The organism is Streptomyces sp. NBC_00620, from assembly GCF_026341825.1.
In the GTDB taxonomy this organism is placed as follows: domain Bacteria; phylum Actinomycetota; class Actinomycetes; order Streptomycetales; family Streptomycetaceae; genus Streptomyces.
Genome location: NZ_JAPENY010000002.1, coordinates 2,021,289 through 2,037,074 on the forward strand (window position 1 = coordinate 2,021,289; position 15,786 = coordinate 2,037,074).

The following is a 15,786-nucleotide window of genomic DNA, read 5'->3' on the forward strand; positions in this document are numbered from 1 at the left end:
CGTGGCGTTCGCGATGAACGCTAGAACCGCGGCTCCGCGCTGCGATCGGTCATACGACTGCTCCCGCTACTTCACCGCCGGCCTGCCCATACCTCGGTGAACTGGCAGGCTCGCTACGGCATTTCGCCGAGGCAGTGCATCAGGCCGGGGGTCATTTCCCAGCCCAGGAGCTGGATCACTTTGCGTGCGCCGGGCGGCGTGGCGTGCAGCAGCAGACGGCGGCCGTCGCGGCTGAGCGTCTTCGCGGCGGTCGTCATCTTGCGGATCCCGGCGACGTCGATGAACGTGACGTCCGTCAGATCGAGGTGCAGATCGCCACGGCAGAACTGGACCGCTTCATCCAGAGCCGCGACCAGCAGATCCCGGGAGCAGAGATCTATTTCTCCTTCGAGCCGCAGCCCGGACGGGCAGTCCGTCCAGATCACACGAAGGAGCGGGTCGCCCCATAGCAGGCGTTCGAGGGCCGGATCAGCCGCGATGGCGAGGGACGACGGACGGGGCGGTCGGCGATCGGTCATGGAAGTCCCGTTCATGCTTGTTGGGAGCGCACCACCGTGGCTGCTTCAGGAGAACCACCAACCGGGATGGCGCGGAACGATGAGAGCACCATGCCCAAAGGCTGTCGGCCGGGGCTTCCGCAATGTGACTGACCGCCGTACCGCGCTGACTGAGACGTCAGACGGTGGGCTGCTCAGTCATCGGATGCCACCCGCTTCCGTGCGGGCTCGGTGGTGAGGGCGAGCGGCGCGGATGCCGCCTGCAACACCTTGATCTGCGCCTCGTCGCGCGCGGCCTCCAGTTGCTCGATACTCGCGCCGAAGTGGGCCTGTCCGGAGAGGAGTTGGTTCGTCGGCTCGTCCAGTTCCGGGGTGCCGAGGTCGCGCCAGAGGCTCTCGAGGCCGGGGCCGAGGTGCTTGAGGAAGTGGGGCAGGCCGCCGGGGCCGCCACCGAGGTGGAAGCTCCGGAAGGGACCGGCGACCGCCCAGCGCAGGCCGATGGAGGAGGTCACGATGTTGTCGAGCTCCGATTCGGTCACCACGCCCTCCACGACAAGGTTGACCGCCTCGCGGAACAGCGCCGCCTGCAGCCGGTTGGCGACGAATCCCGGTACCTCTTTGCGCAGGACCTGTGGCTTCTTGCCGAGCGCCGTGTAGAAGGCGACGGCGCGCTCGACCACGTCCTGGCCGGTCCTCTCGCCCGGGACGACCTCTACCAGCAGGATGAGGTGCGGCGGGTTGAAGGGGTGCCCGATGACGAGTCGTTCGGGCTGTCGCAGCGCCTGTGCGATGTCGGTGGCGCGAATGCCCGAGGTGGAGCTGAGCAGCAGGGCGTCGGGACGCGCGGCCTGCTCGATGCGGGCGAAGAGGTCCTGTTTGACGTCCAGGCGTTCGGGGCCGTTCTCCTGCACGACGTCCGCGTCCGCGACCGCCTTGCCGAGGTCGGCTTCGAAGCGCAGGTTGCGGTCGAGGTCGGCGGTGGGCAGTCCGAGTGCGCGCAGGGTGGGGATGGTCTGCCGCAGTTGGTCGTGCAGTTGTCGATCCGCGTCGGGCAAGGGGTCGGTGACGGTGACGGTCAGGCCTTTGGCGAGGAACAGGGCGGTCCATGAGGATCCGATGACCCCGGCGCCGACTACGGTGACGCGCCGATGGGCGTCCAGAATGCCGTCGGCGGCGATGTGCGTGTCGTTCATGATGGTTCTTCCTGGGTGGGAGTGCGGTCGGAGGACTTCAACCGGGCTGAGGGACGCGGCAGATGATGGTGCGTCAGGTTCCGACGTGGGTTCATGCGTGCGCCGGCTGCGCATTGCCGGTGTCCTTGAGGACACGACGCTCCTGGAAGGACGCGACGGTGCCCGCGGTGCCGTAGAAGATGCTGAACAGGCCGAAAACGGTGGCCAGAGAGACCGCGCCGATGTCCGGGCGGACGAACAGCACGAAGGCCAGCGCGACCGACACGAGGCCGGTCAGTACGAACAGCGCCCGCTCGCCCGGCCTTTCCCCGCGCTGGAATGCCAGGACGATCTCCATGGCGCCCGTGGTCAGCGCCCACGCGCCGATCCAGATCGTCAGAGCAAGGGCCGTGATGGCGGGCCACGCCAGCGCGACCACACCGGCGACGACCGACAGCAGGGCGAGCAGCAGCCATCCGAAGACCGGGCCCACCCGGTCGCTGCTGAAGGCTCGCGCGCTGTCCGTCGCCGCGCCGATGAACGCGTAGACGGCGAACAGGATGACGAAAGCGCCGATGGTGATGCCGGGCCATGCCACGGCGACCACGCCGACGGCGATCGCCAGCAGGCCTCGCCAGAGCAGTGCGTTGGGTGAGCTGAGCATGGTGATCTCCCACGGTGAGGGTGTCGTCTCGTTCCTGGCAGGAAGCGAGGGAGAGGCGAGGCATGCGTGCCGGTGCGCCCGGCCTTGTTCGAGGCCGTCTTCTCCCCATCGAACGCTAGGGACGGCAGGCCCGGATGGTGATCCGTCATCCGACTGCCCTGCCTACCTCAGTGCTTCGCGCCCGCAGGCGGATCGGTCCGCGAACGCGTTTCGGCGGACCTTCACATGACGCGATGCAGTCATGTGACGGATTCGCGGACCGGATTCCGGAGAGAGCATCGGTGCCGCCCGAGCAGGGAGGAGCCGCGTGATCAAGGAGATCGAAGACCATGGCATCCAGTCGGCCTCGGAAGCCGCGGTTCCCGGTACATCGGAAGGCTCCTTGGTGACCGAAGTTCCGCCTCGACGGGCCGTCCGCCGGGCAGCCGACCTGTGGCGGCTGCTGGTGTCCCTGGCTGCACTTGTGGTGACGGTGCTGCTGGGGGTCGCGACGCGCGACTTCGCCCGTGCGGCGCAGCAGGGACTGCTCACCACGGTGACCGCGCTGCCTCCGGCTCTACGGGACGGTCTCGTGGGAACGGTGCAGGTGGTCGCCGTGCTCGCGCCGGTTGCCGCCCTGGCGGTCTGGTCCGTACGGCGTCGGATCGACCCGGTTCTACGGGTCGTGCCCGCGGCGGCGCTGGGTGCGCTGGCCGCGTGGGCGCTCACCCACCTGGCGTTGGTGCGCAGCAGACCGGATGAGTGGCCGGAAGTGTCGGCCGGCCGGGACGGTCTGGTCCAGGCGGGCTGGCCGTCGGCCGTGTACCTGGCCGCCTGTGCGGCGGCGGCCGTCGCCGCCGGCCCATGGCTCGGGTCGCGCCGGCGGCGGGCGCTGTGGTCGCTGACCTTCGCGTGTGCCGTGCTGAGCGTCGCCGCCGCCGGGATCGTGCCGCTGGAGGCCGTCGCCGCACTCGCCGTGGGTGGCGCGGCAGGGTCGGCCGTGCTGCTGCTGGCCGGGGCTCCGGCCGACCGCCCTGCGGCGCAGGCGGTCGCCGACGCCCTCGTCGCCTGCGGAATCCCGGTCGCCACCCTGCGCGAGCTGCCCCCGGACGAGCAGATTCCGGGGGAGGGGACCGTCTACCGAGCCGAGACCACCGCCGGCTCCGCGTTGGCCGTACGGGTGCTCGCCGCCGAGGATCACAACCGCGATCTGTTCCACCGGCTTGCCCGGCGGACGCTCCTGCGCCACCCGGCCGACGCGACCGCCCAGTCACCGCTCGGTGCGGCCGAGCACGAACTGCTGATGCTCGTCTTCGCCGCCCGCACCGGTGCCCGGGTGGACGAACCTGTCATGGCGTATCCGGTGGACGGGGACGGCGCGCTCGTGGCGACCGTCAGGAAGGAAGCCCGCGCGCTGTCCGCGTTGAGCGACGAGGAGCTGACCGACCACGTCCTCATCGGGGTGTGGACGTCCGTGGCACGCCTTCAAGAGCACCGGCTGGGACATGGGGCACTGCGCCCGGAGCACGTCCTCGTCGAACCGGGCGGTGACAGCCGGCTCTCCGCCTTCGCGCGCGCCCAGCTCAACGCGCCGCCCGAGGTGCTCGGCAGCGACATCGCCGAGCTGCTGGCCACGACAGCGGTACGGGTCGGCCCCGAGCGTGCCATCGCGTGCGCACTGGCGGGCCTGGGACCGGATCTGCCGGCGACCGCGCTGCCGTACCTGCAGCCGCTCGCGCTGATGGGCCCCGCGCGGCATGAGGTCGCCCGGTACGACCAGGCACGCGCACGAGCGGCCGGCCGGAGCGCCCGGCGGCGAACGCTACGCGCCGGCGGTCGCCCCAGTCTGCTGCGGGATCTCGCCGCCGAGGTCGAAACGGCCGGCGGCGCAGAAGCGGTTCCGCTCGCGCATCTGGCGCGCTTCACGTGGAAGAGCGCCCTGGGCCTGGTCGGTGCGTTTCTGGTCCTTCACCTTGTGCTCCCGCAGTTGGCCGGCTTCCCGGCGGCCGTCGACGCGCTGCGCGACGCGAACTGGTGGTGGGTACTCGCGGTGCTGCCCGTCACCTTCCTCTCGCAGGCGTTCTCGACCTGCCTGCAGTGGGGCACCATCCCGGACAGGCTGCCCTTCGGCCCCACCTACCAAGTGCAGTTCGCCAGTTCGTTCCTGAACCGGATCACTCCGAGCAACGTGGGCGGCATGGCCCTCAATCTGCGCTACCTGCAGAAGACGGGGATCGAGACCGGGGCCGCCACGGCCTCCGTCGGACTGCAGAGCCTGACCGGTGCGATCTCCAACAGCGTTGTCGCCGCCGTCTTCTTCGCCTGGGCGGGACGGCACCACGCCGGAGCGCATCTGGAGCTGCCCCCGAGCCGGTATCTGCTGTGGGCCGTCGCTCTGACGCTCGCCGCCGGGGGCCTGCTCGTTCTCACCCCGCCCGGCCGGCGCTTCCTGCACGAGAAGATCTGGCCGTTCCTGCGCGCGGCCGGGTCGACCGTCGCGGGGATCGCGGCCGACCCGGCCAAGGTCGTCGTGGGCGTCATCGGCGCCCTCGGCCTGCCTCTCGTCCAGATCGTCGGCCTGGCCATGAGCCTCCACGCGCTGGGCGCCGACCTTCCCTTCGTCCAGGTCGGTGCCGCGTACATGGCGGCCCGCCTGATCGCCAACGCGGCTCCCGTGCCCGGCGGTCTGGGCGCGCTGGAGGCCGGACTCATCGCAGGTCTGACGATGCTCGGTGTTCCGGCCGGGGCGGCCACATCGGCGGTGCTCGTCTACCGGCTGCTCACGTTCTGGCTGAACGTCCCGCTGGGCGCCCTGGCCCTGAGCCTGGTGCAGCGGCGAGGCTACGTCTGAGGTGTGACTTCGGCTCGGTGCCGCCGCTTTGCGGTGCTGGGAACAGTCATTTGACTCAAGACCCGTCGATGCGGTCCCTCCTACCATCCAAGTGAGAACACGCGGGACGTCACGGGACGTACGGAGAAGACTGGGGAGACTCGTGTACGAAGCCGGGCTCCTCGGCCGCGACCAGCAGCTGAGGATCCTGCAGGAACTGATGGGCAGGCTGCCGGACGCCGGCGGCGCCCTGGCACTGCAGGGCGGCCCGGGCGTCGGCAAGTCCGCGCTGCTGCGGGTCGCGACCGAACGCGCCCGGACGGCGGGATGCCAGGTGCTGTGGGTTGCCGGGCACTCCGACGACACACCCTTCAGCGGGCTGCGCGAGTTGCTGCGGCCGGTGCTCGGCACGGCGGACGCTCTGCCCGCGGAACAGGTCGAGATCCTGCGATCGGCGTTCGAGACCGGTGCCGGGCAACCCCCGGAGACACTGAGGGTGGCCCTGGCCGCGTTCAACCTGATCACCGCCGGCGCGGCCGAGCAGCCCGCGGTACTGATCGCCGACGACGTACAGGGGGTCGACAGGCCCACCCGGGACGTACTGGCGTTCATGGCGCGCAGGGCGAGCGACAACCCGATCGTCGTCCTCGCGGCACTCCGCAGCGGACGGACCCGGCCGGTTTCGCCCGTACTGGACGTGCCGGTGCTGGACGAGCCCTCGGCGCGACGGCTGCTGGCCCGTCATGCGGCCACGCTGCCCCCTGCCGTTCGGGAGCGGATACTCGGGGAAGCCCTCGGCAACCCGCTCGCGCTGATCGAACTCCCCGCAGCGTGGCGCCCGACGGGACCGCCGGGTTCGTGGACCCACCTGCCGGTGAGCCCCACCCTGGCGACGGCGTTCGCGGCCGGGCTCGGCGAGCTGCCGGCGCAGGCCCGGGACGCCCTGCTGGTCGCGGCCGTCGACCATGTCGGAGACCTCGCGGAGATCCTGGCCGCTGCCTCCGTCCTGGCGGGGCGAACCGTCACGGTGGACCTTCTCGACAGCGCGGCCGCCGCCTCGTTGATACGGCTCGACAGGACGACACTGCGCTTCCTCCATCCCGTGGTCCGATCGACGGTGTTGGACGCGGAGACCCCGGCCCGCCGACAGGCCGCCAACGCCGCCATGGCGCAGGTGCTGGCCGAGCACCCGGACCGGCGCACATGGCATCGAGCCCAGTCCGTCAACGGCCCCGACGACGAGCTGGCGGACGAACTGGCGGACGCCCACACCTCCTTGCTCCGGCGTCACGGAGTCGTCGCGGCCATCTGGGCGCTCGAGCGATCGGCGCAGCTCACCGCGGACTCGGCCACCCGAGGACACCGGCTGCTGTGTGCGGCCGAGCATGCCTACGGACTCGGCCGCACACGCCTGACCCACTCGCTGATCGACGAGGCGAAGCGTCAGCAACTCGGCGACGCGGACCGGGCGAAGGCCTGTTCGCTGCGGGACATCTCGGACGCGGACCCGCAGCCCGGCCCGGCCCGGACACAGGTACGGGACATCCCCGAACTGTCGGCGGGCGACCCCGACCTGGCTCTCGACCTGCTACTGAGCACGGCGCTCCGTGCTCACAGGACCGGTGCCGACCCCGCTCTGCGGGCCGGCATCGTCGCGGCCGCCGAGCGGCTGACGGGCACCAGCGACCCACGCCACATCGCGGCCCTGGCGCTGGCCGAACCCGTGCTCCACGGACGGGCGGTGGCCGACCGGCTGCCTTCGAACAGGACGGTGTGGTATCGCCCTGACGCCGACGGCCTCCGGCTGTTCGGCATGGCCGCCCACGCGATCGGCGACCCGGTCCGCGCGGTCGACCTGCTCGGCCTAGCCGAACCGATCCTTCGCGAACAGGGCCGACTCGGTCTGCTGTCGGAGACACTCCTCACCGAAGCTGCCGACCTGCTGCTGCTCGGGGACTGGCGGCGTGCCGCTCAACTCACCGAAGAAGCACGCCGGATCCTCGCCGAGACTCGACAGCCGTCCATGGTCGCCGTGCTCACCGGCGCGGACGCGCTCGCCGCCGCACTGCGCGGGCAGGCGGTGCGCGCGGAGGAACTGGCCGACACCGTGGCGGCGTGGCAGCGCACCGATCTGATCCCGACGCTGAGGCTGGCCCGTGGCGTGGCGCGCCTGGGTGAGGGACGGTACACCGAGGCGTACGAAGAGCTGAGGCCGCTCCTCGACCAGCCACCCGCGGGCCTGCGGTGGCAGGGCTTCGCCGCTGTGATGCCGTTCGCCGTCGCAGCGGATCGTGGCAGCAGCCGTGATGAGGCCGCGCACATACTCGACGTCCTTGAGGAAGCGGCGCGCTTGACTCCCGCCCCTCTGCTGCATGTCCAGCTGCCGTACGCGCGAGCCGTGCTCGCCGCCGACGCGGCGGCCGAGGAACTGTTCATGATCGCGTTGGGCCAGGACCTGATCCGCTGGCCGCTGGTCAAGGCGCGGACGGAACTCGCGTACGGGCAGTGGCTGCGACGCCATCGACAGGCCGCCCGGTCGCGCACGATGCTCCTCTCGGCGCGAACCGCTTTCGAACTCATCGGAGCCTCCGACTGGGCGGGCCGCAAAGCGACTCACGCAGCGGACACCCCGCTTCCAGCCGCTACGGAGCTGCTGTCGGCCCAGGAGACAGTGATCGCCCGGCTGGCCGCGGAAGGGCTGTCCAACCGGGAGATAGCGGAACGACTCCATTTGTCACACCGCACCGTCGCCGCGCATCTGTACCGAGCCTTCCCCAAGCTCGGCATCACCTCGCGCAGTGAGCTTGCACCGCTGCTGGACCTGCTGGAACCGGCCGTGAGCGACCACTGAAACCGGCGCTCGGCGCACCTCCGGATGAGTGGGCGGGATCAGTCAAACGACTCAAGCCACCGACGGTGCGGCGTGATTAGCGTGGAACCTCCAGGGAGCCGGGAGGGAGTCATGGGTTCGGCGATGCTGGTGGGAAGAGAGCGGGAGATCGCCGTTCTGGCGAGGCTCCTCGAACGTACGCCGCTGAGCGGTGCGGTGCTGCTGATGCTCGGGGACCCGGGAATCGGCAAGTCGTCGCTGCTGCATGAGGCGGAGTCCAGGGGGCGGGCCCGGGGTTTCCGGATCCTTCGGCTGGTCGGTGTCGAGTGCGAGGCGGCGTTGCCGTTCGAGGGACTGCATCAGCTGGTCGGTCCCGTGCTCGATCAGGTCGCGCTGCTTCCGCGGCACCAGAGGGAAGCGTTGCTGGCGGCGTTCGGCCTGGTCGAGGGTGCGCCACCGGAGCCGTTCCTGATCGATCTGGCGGTCGTGGAGCTGCTGGCGGCCGTGGCGGCCGACCGACCGGTGCTGGTCCTGGCCGACGACGTGCAGTGGCTGGATCCGCAGTCGCACGAGGCGCTGACGTTCGTCGCACGGCGCGTGGCGGGACGCGTTGGGATCATCGCCGCGATGCGCCGTGGCCACACGGGCCCGTTCCTCCGGGCCGGCTTTCCGGAACTGACCGTGGGTGGCGTGGACGACGATGCGGCAGCGCGGATCCTGTCCGCTCACGCTCCTGGCCTGAGTGCGGCCGAGCAGCGGCGCATCCGACGAGAGGCGCTGGGCAATCCGCTGGCGCTGCGCGAGTTGCCGATCACGATGGCGGCCCTGCCCTCCGGCGGACTGCGTCCGCCGACCCTGTCCGACCGGCTGGAACGCACGTTCGCGGGGCGCGGGGCCGTCATGCCCCCGGCGACCCGGGACGCCTTGCTCGTCGCGGCCGTCGATCCGGCGGGCGACCTCGCCGAAGTCATCGCCGGGACCTCGGAGATGCGCGGCGACCCGGTCACTCCTGAGGTGTTCGACCCGGCACGGGCGGTAGGCCTGGTGACCCTGGAAGAGGGCCGGGTCGCCTTCCTGCACCCCCTGATGCGTTCGGGAATCCTGCAGGCCGAAAGCCTGGCCCGGCACCAGTCGGCCCACCGGGCGCTGGCGCAGACTCTGGACGATGTGTACCGGCGGACCTGGCACCGCGCGCAGTCCATCGTCGGTCCCGACGACCGGATCGCGGACGCTCTCGAAGCCAATGCCGCGCAGGCGCTGAGCCGGGGCGCGGTGATCGCGGCGATCAACGATCTCGAACGGTCGGCAGAGCTGACGAGCTGGTCGGCGCTGCGCGGGCACCGGCTGCTGGTGGCCGCCGGACACGCCTTCGGAATGGGCCGGGACGACATCGTCGACGAGTTGCTGCGCTCGGCGGCCAGGACCGATCTGACCGACCTGGACCGGGCGCGTACGGAATGGCTCGGCGAGATGTTCGACCACGGCAGTCCCGGGGACGCTGGCCGCGTGCACGAGTTGTGCGACATCGCCCTTCGGTCCGCCCCCGCCGACCCGGACCTGGCGCTCGACATGCTCCTGGTGGCCGGCTTCCGTTGCTACATGGCCGACACCGGGCCGGCCGCCCGTGCGCGTGTCGTTGCCTGCGCCGACCGGATGCCCGGGACAGCGGGCGACCCGCGCCACCTCGCGACCCTTGCGCTGGCGGAACCACTGCTGCGCGCTCGCCAGGTCATCAAGGCTCTGACCCGGACGCCTCCCAGTGACGACGGGGACGCATTGCGGGTCATGAGCATGGCCGCGCAGGCGCTGGGGCACCTGGACCTGGCGACCGAGCTGCTGGACCGCTCCGAGGAGATCCTGCGCCGGCAGGGCCGACTGGGACTGCTTTCGCAGGTGCTGACCATGCAGGCGCTGACGCATGTGCTGCGCGGGGACCTGGTCCGGGCGGCCGACGCGGCGGAGGAGGGGAAGCGGCTGGCGGCGGAGACCGGGCAGTCGCTGTGGGAAACCGGGACGCTGGTGTGCGACGTACTGCTGAAGGCGCTCGTGGGTGATACGCGGGAGGCACTGCGACGGGCCACCGAGGCGGAACTGCGCGAGGCCCGCGGCCGGAACGCGATGCTGTCGTTGCTCCAACTCGCCCGTGGACTGGTGTCACTTGAGGCCGGGCGGAACCGGGACGCCTACCGGATCTTGAGGGCGGTCTTCGATCTGGCCGATCCCAGCTTCCACCGGGCCGAGAGGTTCATCAGCCTGATGTTCCTCGCGGACGCGGCCGTACGCGCCGGACACCGAGAAGACGCCCGCGGGCTGCTGGCGGAGCTGGAGCTGATCGCACGCGAGACGCCGTCGCCGATGCACCACATCAATCTGTCGTACGCCCGCGCCGTCCTGGCCGCCGACGAGGACGCCGAGGACTTCTACCTCGCGGCGCTGCGGCAGGATCTGTCCAACTGGCCCTATGCCCGCGCGAAGGTCGAGCTGGCGTACGGCTCCTGGCTGCGCCGCCGGAATCGGATCCGTCAGGCGCAGTCCATGCTGACCTCGGCGCAGTCCGCCTTCGACCGGATCGGCGCCCTCCCGTGCGGGGACGAGGCACGACTCGAACTGCGGGCGACGGGCGCCCCGATCGCCTGGCCCGAGTCGTCCGCCGAGCGGTTGAGGCAGATCACCGAGCTGTCCGCCCTGCGGCTGCCGGACGAGGAGATCGCCGAGCGGCTCGGCCTGCGCCCGGCGGTTGTGGCGATGTATCGCGGCAGGACAGAGCCCGGCACCCCCCGGTGAGGACATCGCGGCAGTCGGATGACGCAAGCCCGGCAGCGGGACCTCCGGCAGCATGACACGAGTCCGCTTCTCTCGAGTGGCCGGATGGGACTGAATGGAAAAAGCCGAGAACGGACCGATTTCACGCACATCGGTTTCACACGGATCGATTTCCCCGCTCGATTCGGAGAATTCGGCACCGCAGGGTGTCGAACTGCGCCATCTGCGCTATTTCGTGGCAGTGGCGGAAGCCGGTACCTTCACACACGCCGCGGAGCGCATGTATGTCGGCCAGCCGACATTGAGTCAGCAGATTCGGCGTCTGGAGGAATTCGTCGGCACGCCTTTGCTGCAGCGTCGGCGTGAAGGAGTTCGGCTGACCGAAGCCGGCACGGTCCTGCTGGAGGAATCCCGGGCCGTTCTCTCCCTGGTCGATCACGGCGTCGGTCGAACCCGGCGGGCGGCGGGTCTTGGCCGCTCGCGGCTGCGTTTCGTCGTGCAGCCGTATCTGCCGCCCACGCTCGCCGCGGAGACCGTGTCGCGACTGCGCTCGGTGGCCCCCGAGGTCGACGTGACCTGGCTGGAGACGGCTCTGGACGCCGACTTCTCCTCGATCCTCCGGCGGGAGGCCGACGCCGCTCTGGGCTGGATGAGCCCGGCGAACGACGCTCTGCCGGACACCCTCGACGTGATGGACATCGGCTCCTTCGAACCCGACCTCTGGATTCCGGCACAGCACCGTGGGGCGGTGAACGGGGCCATCGGCCTCGACGAACTCGCCCGCATGCACCTCATCCACGGTCCTCGGCACGCCGACCCCGCAACGTACGACGCGTGGCGCTCGGTGCTGCGGACCAGGAACCCTTCCTTCGACTTCACCGACCCGCCCTTCCGGCAGTCGCTGCCCATGACGCTGGCCTTCGCCGCGACCGGGAGCCGGCCGAGCGCCGTCCTGACGGGACCGTGCCGCACCGTGGGGACCGCTCCGCGACCGACGGCGGACGCGGGCCGGCACGAGATGGTGGCCGTTCGCGTCGAGGACTCCCCGCTGACCGCCACCGCCGGTCTGGTGTGGAGTGCGGACCTCCCCCGTGAATTGCAGCAGGTACTTTTCGACACCGCCGAAAAGATTACTGCCTGAATCGCTACCCGACCCATGTCGTGGAGTCCATGGCGCGGACCAATACCAGAATCATTCACATCGCTTTTACTGGCACCGATTTTCGCGGTGAACTGATGGAAGAGCGGAAATCCGCCGCTTCACCGAAAGATTTCGCCGAAGGCTTTCGCCGGAAGCTTTCGCTGGAAGCTTTCACCGCAACGGAAGGACCCCCCCGATGAGCAAGACCAAGGACATTCGCCAGTCGGTCGAGGCGGAGCTCGTCTTCGATCCGCTGGTGGACTCGACGGACATCACCGTTCACAACCTGGCGGGTGAAGTAAGGCTCACGGGCACCGTCCCGAGCTACCTCCAGTACCTGGAAGCCGCCGCCGCCGCACAGCGCGTGTCCGGCGTCACCAAGGTCCACAACAACCTGGAGGTGGTGCTCCCGCCCGCGCACGAGCGCGACGACACGACGCTGACCGAGACGGCGAACAGCGTGCTGCTGATGAACATCGCCGTGCCGGTCGGTGTCGAGGCGACCGCGAACAACGGCAACCTGACGCTGACCGGCGTCGTCCGGTACGGCTCGGAGCGGCAGGCCGCGGAGCAGGCGGTCGTCGGTCTCACGGGAGTCCGCGGTATCAAGAACAAGATCGAGATCTCCGACGACGCCGACCCGGTCGACGTCATCCTGCTGGTGTCGGACGCGTTGGACCGCAACGCGCTGATCCTCGACGACAGCGAAGTCGCCGTCACCACGAATGGCAACACGGCGATCCTCACGGGCCATGTCCGCACGTGGGCGGAGCACGACGCCGTGATCGCGGCCGCCTGGATGGCCCCGAGCGTCTACGACGTACGCGACGACCTGTACATCACCGGCTGACACCGAGCCGCATCAGGAGTTGCACCAGGGCCGGTCCTCCGGGAATCCCCGCGGGACCGGCCCGCTCCTCATTCTCCGGGGCACCCGATTGCTCAGGACCACCCGAATTCTCAGGACCACCGAACCCGACCGAGAGGCACAGCACGCCATGCACGACGCGGCTCGATCCACGAAGACCCCATCCACGAAGAAGGGCATCGGCCGGTTCCGCGAGCCGGGCACCGAGCTCGAAAACCTGCTGCGGGACGCACTCGCGGTGGTCGCCGGCACGAACGCGGTCTCCCGCACGCCTTCCGACCATCACCGGCTCCGCGACGTTCCGCGCCACAGGCTCGCCCGCTCCGCAGGCCACCTGTTCGGCTACGCACTGCTCGGCTACATCGTCGTCCACCAGCGCCGGAGCCTGAAGAACCCGGCCGCCTGACGAGGGGCGCCGACCACCCGGCGCGGCATGAGGGGCACGCCCTGAGGCCGCGCCGGAGGCAGTTCAGGTGCCCCGGCACGGATCAGCACAGAAAGGGAAGCAATGGCCCGCTCGGACAACGAACCAGCCAGGGACGTACGTTCCTCGGAGCAGGAGTGCGTGGATCTCGCCCTGAGGATGTGGCGGCACGTGTCCCTGCAAGAGTCACTGCCGATCCAGGCCCGCTTCAGCTACGACCACACCCAGCCCCTCGAGGTGCGCGTCGAGTTCCTCAACGACATCGGCGGTGCCGTCACGTGGGTGCTCTCACGGGATCTGCTCATGACGGGCCTGCACCGACCGAGCGGTGACGGCGACGTACGGATCTGGCCGCCGTGCCGGCGCCATGATGGGGACAGCTTCTGGATCCTTCTCCAGGGACGGACCGGCGCGGCACTCCTCGAAGGCCTTGTCGCCCCCCTTGGCGCCTGGCTCGAAGAGACGCTCAGATCCGTTCCCTCGGGCACGGAAGGCCTCTCGATGGACTGGGACGGGGCCCTCGCGCACGTTCTGGCACAGGGGGACGGCTAACTGCCTTGGCGTGCCGCGCCGTTGACGGCCTGGGCCCGATGACGCAGGTCCAGGCCGTCGACGAGGGCGGAGTCCGACAGGCGTATCCGCCCCTCGCGGGCCCGCAACAGGGCCAGGACGATCTGGTCGAGCCCGGTGCGCCGGGGTAGCACGTCGACCAGCCCATGACGCACCGCCCGCGAAAGCTGGGCGCGATCCACGTACTGGGCCACCAGCACGATGCGCGGCCGCCCACGCTCCCCGCACGCGCCGCGCATGAGCGCGAGCGTGGCTTCGTCGAGCTCCGTGGCCAGGACGAGCAGCGCCTCCGCGCGTGCATCCTGCCCCGCTCGCAGCAGGCGCACGCGTGGCCGCGCACGCAGGGCGGTGGAGATGTCACAAGCAAACCGGAGATCACCGGACTTGACGGCCACGGTCACAGGAGAGGTCACTCGTTCCGTTCGTCTCATGACTCCGAAGCTAGGTGGCCGACGACCCGTCGGGCTTCGGTCGGACGACTGCCCACAGGACGTACGACGGTCGTCCGGGCCGTTCGCGTCGCACGGTAGGCGGTTGCGTCATCCGACGGAAGCCCCCGCCTCACCACCCGGATCACGATGGCGGCCCGCGGCCCCCCGGCCCGCTCAGCGCTCGGAGGAAGTGTGATGACCAGTCCGATCAACCCGACCCGTCCCCGTGTCCTGATCGTCGGCGGCGGCTTCGCGGGCGTCGCCTGCGCCCGGCGGCTGGAACGGGTGCTGAAGGCCGACGAAGCCGACATCGTCCTGGTGACGCCGCTCGACTACGAGTTGTACCTGCCGCTGCTGCCGCAGGTGGCGGCCGGGGTACTGACACCGCAGTCGATCGCCGTCTCGCTGCGCAGGGTGCTGCGCCGCACCCGGATCGTCCCCGGCGTCGCCCTGGACGTCGACCTCGAATCCCGGGAGTGCGTGGTGCGGTTGATCACCGATCAGGTGGTCCGCGAGGGATACGACATCGTGGTGCTGGCCGCCGGGAGCGTGACGCGCTCGTTCGACATCCCCGGTGTGCCGGAACACGCCCGCGGCATGAAGAACCTGGGGGAGGCCGTGGCCATGCGCGACCACGTCATCGCCCAACTCGACCTGGCCGACACGACCGAGGACCCGGCGGAGCGTGAGGCGCGGCTGCGGTTCGTCGTCGTGGGCGGCGGATACGCGGGCACCGAGACCGCCGCCCACCTCCAGCGACTCACCGTCGCGGCGACCTATCGCTACCCGGGGCTGAGCCGCGAGTCGATCGAGTGGCACCTGGTCGATGTCTCGCCCCGGCTGATGCCTGAACTGGGCCCGCGTCTGGGCGACAAGGCGCTGGCCCGGCTGCGGCGGCGCGGCATCGAGGTCTCCCTCGGCGTGAGCGTGGCGTCGGCCGGGCCGGGCTGGGTCGAACTCACCGACGGGCGGCGGCTTCCCACCCACACCCTGGTGTGGACCGCGGGGGTCGCGGCAAGCCCGCTGGTCGCGGCCACGGGGGCGAAGACGGTACGGGGGCGGCTCGCGGTCACCGCGGAGCTGACCCTGCCGGGTCACGACGAAGTGTTCGCCCTCGGCGACGCCGCCGCGGTACCGGATCTCGCCGCCGGCGGGGACGCGATCTGCCCGCCCACCGCGCAGCACGCACTGCGTCAGGGCAGGACGGCCGGGAACAACGTCGTCGCGCGGTTGCGCGGCCGGAGTCCGAGCCCGTACCGGCATCGCGATCTCGGTCTGGTCGTCGACCTGGGCGGCCTGGGTTCCGTCGCCAGGCCGCTGGGCATCCCGCTCAGCGGCCTGCCGGCACACTTGGTCACGCGCGGCTACCACCTGCTGGCGCTGCCCACGCTCGTGGCCAGGACCCGCGTCGCCACCAACTGGCTGCTGCACGCGGTGGCGGGAGACGATTTCGTCCGCACCGGCTTCCTCGCCGGACAGCCGAGCACGATCCGGGCGATGGAGCACACCGACGCCCATCCGCCCACTGACGACGTCCACGCCACCGCCGACTCCGAGAAGCCCGCGGGGACGCGGCACGCGTCATGAGGCGGCCGATGCGCACGCGGCACCCCCTTG

General features: G+C 70.5%; 13 protein-coding genes. 9 read left to right on the forward strand and 4 right to left on the reverse strand.

Annotated features, from left to right (window positions below; translation table 11 throughout):
- Positions 1 to 113 precede the first annotated feature (113 nt).
- From OG246_RS28405 to OG246_RS28415, 3 genes are all read right to left on the reverse strand, one after another.
- Positions 114 to 518, reverse strand: coding sequence for an STAS domain-containing protein (locus tag OG246_RS28405; RefSeq protein WP_266469596.1), 405 nt, complete (start codon positions 516 to 518; stop codon positions 114 to 116).
- A gap of 173 nt (positions 519 to 691) precedes the next feature.
- Complete coding sequence (locus OG246_RS28410; RefSeq protein ID WP_266469598.1) at positions 692 to 1,690, reverse strand: 3-hydroxyacyl-CoA dehydrogenase NAD-binding domain-containing protein; 999 nt, start codon at positions 1,688 to 1,690, stop codon at positions 692 to 694.
- Between the two features lie 91 nt (positions 1,691 to 1,781).
- Positions 1,782 to 2,333, reverse strand: a complete 552-nt coding sequence (locus OG246_RS28415; RefSeq protein WP_266469600.1) for an HdeD family acid-resistance protein — start codon at positions 2,331 to 2,333, stop codon at positions 1,782 to 1,784.
- A 307-nt stretch (positions 2,334 to 2,640) separates the two neighbouring features.
- On the opposite strand from OG246_RS28415, the gene OG246_RS28420 reads away from it, so the two are divergent.
- The 8 genes from OG246_RS28420 to OG246_RS28455 all read left to right on the forward strand — a co-directional run bounded on the left by OG246_RS28420 (position 2,641) and on the right by OG246_RS28455 (position 13,720).
- Positions 2,641 to 5,163 (forward strand): lysylphosphatidylglycerol synthase transmembrane domain-containing protein, encoded by a 2,523-nt coding sequence (locus OG246_RS28420; RefSeq protein ID WP_266469602.1) that lies wholly within the window; start codon positions 2,641 to 2,643, stop codon positions 5,161 to 5,163.
- A gap of 142 nt (positions 5,164 to 5,305) precedes the next feature.
- Positions 5,306 to 7,993 carry a helix-turn-helix transcriptional regulator gene (locus OG246_RS28425; protein ID WP_266469604.1) on the forward strand — a complete coding sequence of 896 codons (2,688 nt, stop codon included), beginning with the start codon at positions 5,306 to 5,308 and terminating at the stop codon, positions 7,991 to 7,993.
- A gap of 111 nt (positions 7,994 to 8,104) precedes the next feature.
- Positions 8,105 to 10,756, forward strand: coding sequence for an AAA family ATPase (locus OG246_RS28430; protein WP_266469606.1), 2,652 nt, complete (start codon positions 8,105 to 8,107; stop codon positions 10,754 to 10,756).
- A gap of 202 nt (positions 10,757 to 10,958) precedes the next feature.
- On the forward strand, positions 10,959 to 11,876 hold the full coding sequence (locus OG246_RS28435; protein ID WP_266470967.1) for a LysR family transcriptional regulator: 918 nt from the start codon (positions 10,959 to 10,961) through the stop codon (positions 11,874 to 11,876).
- 29 nt (positions 11,877 to 11,905) lie between these two features.
- Positions 11,906 to 12,076, forward strand: a complete 171-nt coding sequence (locus OG246_RS28440) for a hypothetical protein (protein ID WP_266469608.1) — start codon at positions 11,906 to 11,908, stop codon at positions 12,074 to 12,076.
- Positions 12,073 to 12,726, forward strand: a complete 654-nt coding sequence (locus OG246_RS28445; RefSeq protein ID WP_266469610.1) for a BON domain-containing protein — start codon at positions 12,073 to 12,075, stop codon at positions 12,724 to 12,726. The genes OG246_RS28440 and OG246_RS28445 overlap by 4 nt, the downstream gene beginning before the upstream one ends.
- A gap of 148 nt (positions 12,727 to 12,874) precedes the next feature.
- A complete protein-coding gene (locus tag OG246_RS28450; RefSeq protein ID WP_266469611.1) occupies positions 12,875 to 13,150 on the forward strand; it encodes a hypothetical protein in 276 nt (91 codons plus the stop codon).
- Between the two features lie 189 nt (positions 13,151 to 13,339).
- Positions 13,340 to 13,720, forward strand: coding sequence for an SsgA family sporulation/cell division regulator (locus OG246_RS28455; protein WP_266469612.1), 381 nt, complete (start codon positions 13,340 to 13,342; stop codon positions 13,718 to 13,720).
- Here the strand turns inward: OG246_RS28455 and OG246_RS28460 are convergent.
- Positions 13,717 to 14,169, reverse strand: a complete 453-nt coding sequence (locus OG246_RS28460; protein ID WP_266469613.1) for a hypothetical protein — start codon at positions 14,167 to 14,169, stop codon at positions 13,717 to 13,719. The two genes, OG246_RS28455 and OG246_RS28460, sit on opposite strands and share 4 nt — an antisense overlap.
- Positions 14,170 to 14,376: 207 nt before the next feature.
- On the opposite strand from OG246_RS28460, the gene OG246_RS28465 reads away from it, so the two are divergent.
- On the forward strand, positions 14,377 to 15,756 hold the full coding sequence (locus tag OG246_RS28465; RefSeq protein ID WP_266470970.1) for an NAD(P)/FAD-dependent oxidoreductase: 1,380 nt from the start codon (positions 14,377 to 14,379) through the stop codon (positions 15,754 to 15,756).
- Positions 15,757 to 15,786: the final 30 nt, after the last annotated feature.

Excerpts from the sequence above, each read along its gene's own strand:
- OG246_RS28460 (WP_266469613.1), bottom strand. The coding sequence starts at position 14,169 with ATGAGACGAACGGAACGAGTGACCTCTCCTGTGACCGTGGCCGTCAAG.
- OG246_RS28405 (WP_266469596.1), bottom strand. The coding sequence starts at position 518 with ATGACCGATCGCCGACCGCCCCGTCCGTCGTCCCTCGCCATCGCGGCT.
- OG246_RS28410 (WP_266469598.1), bottom strand. The coding sequence starts at position 1,690 with ATGAACGACACGCACATCGCCGCCGACGGCATTCTGGACGCCCATCGG.
- OG246_RS28450 (WP_266469611.1), top strand. The coding sequence starts at position 12,875 with ATGCACGACGCGGCTCGATCCACGAAGACCCCATCCACGAAGAAGGGC.
- OG246_RS28430 (WP_266469606.1), top strand. The coding sequence starts at position 8,105 with ATGGGTTCGGCGATGCTGGTGGGAAGAGAGCGGGAGATCGCCGTTCTG.
- OG246_RS28440 (WP_266469608.1), top strand. The coding sequence starts at position 11,906 with ATGGCGCGGACCAATACCAGAATCATTCACATCGCTTTTACTGGCACC.
- OG246_RS28415 (WP_266469600.1), bottom strand. The coding sequence starts at position 2,333 with ATGCTCAGCTCACCCAACGCACTGCTCTGGCGAGGCCTGCTGGCGATC.
- OG246_RS28445 (WP_266469610.1), top strand. The coding sequence starts at position 12,073 with ATGAGCAAGACCAAGGACATTCGCCAGTCGGTCGAGGCGGAGCTCGTC.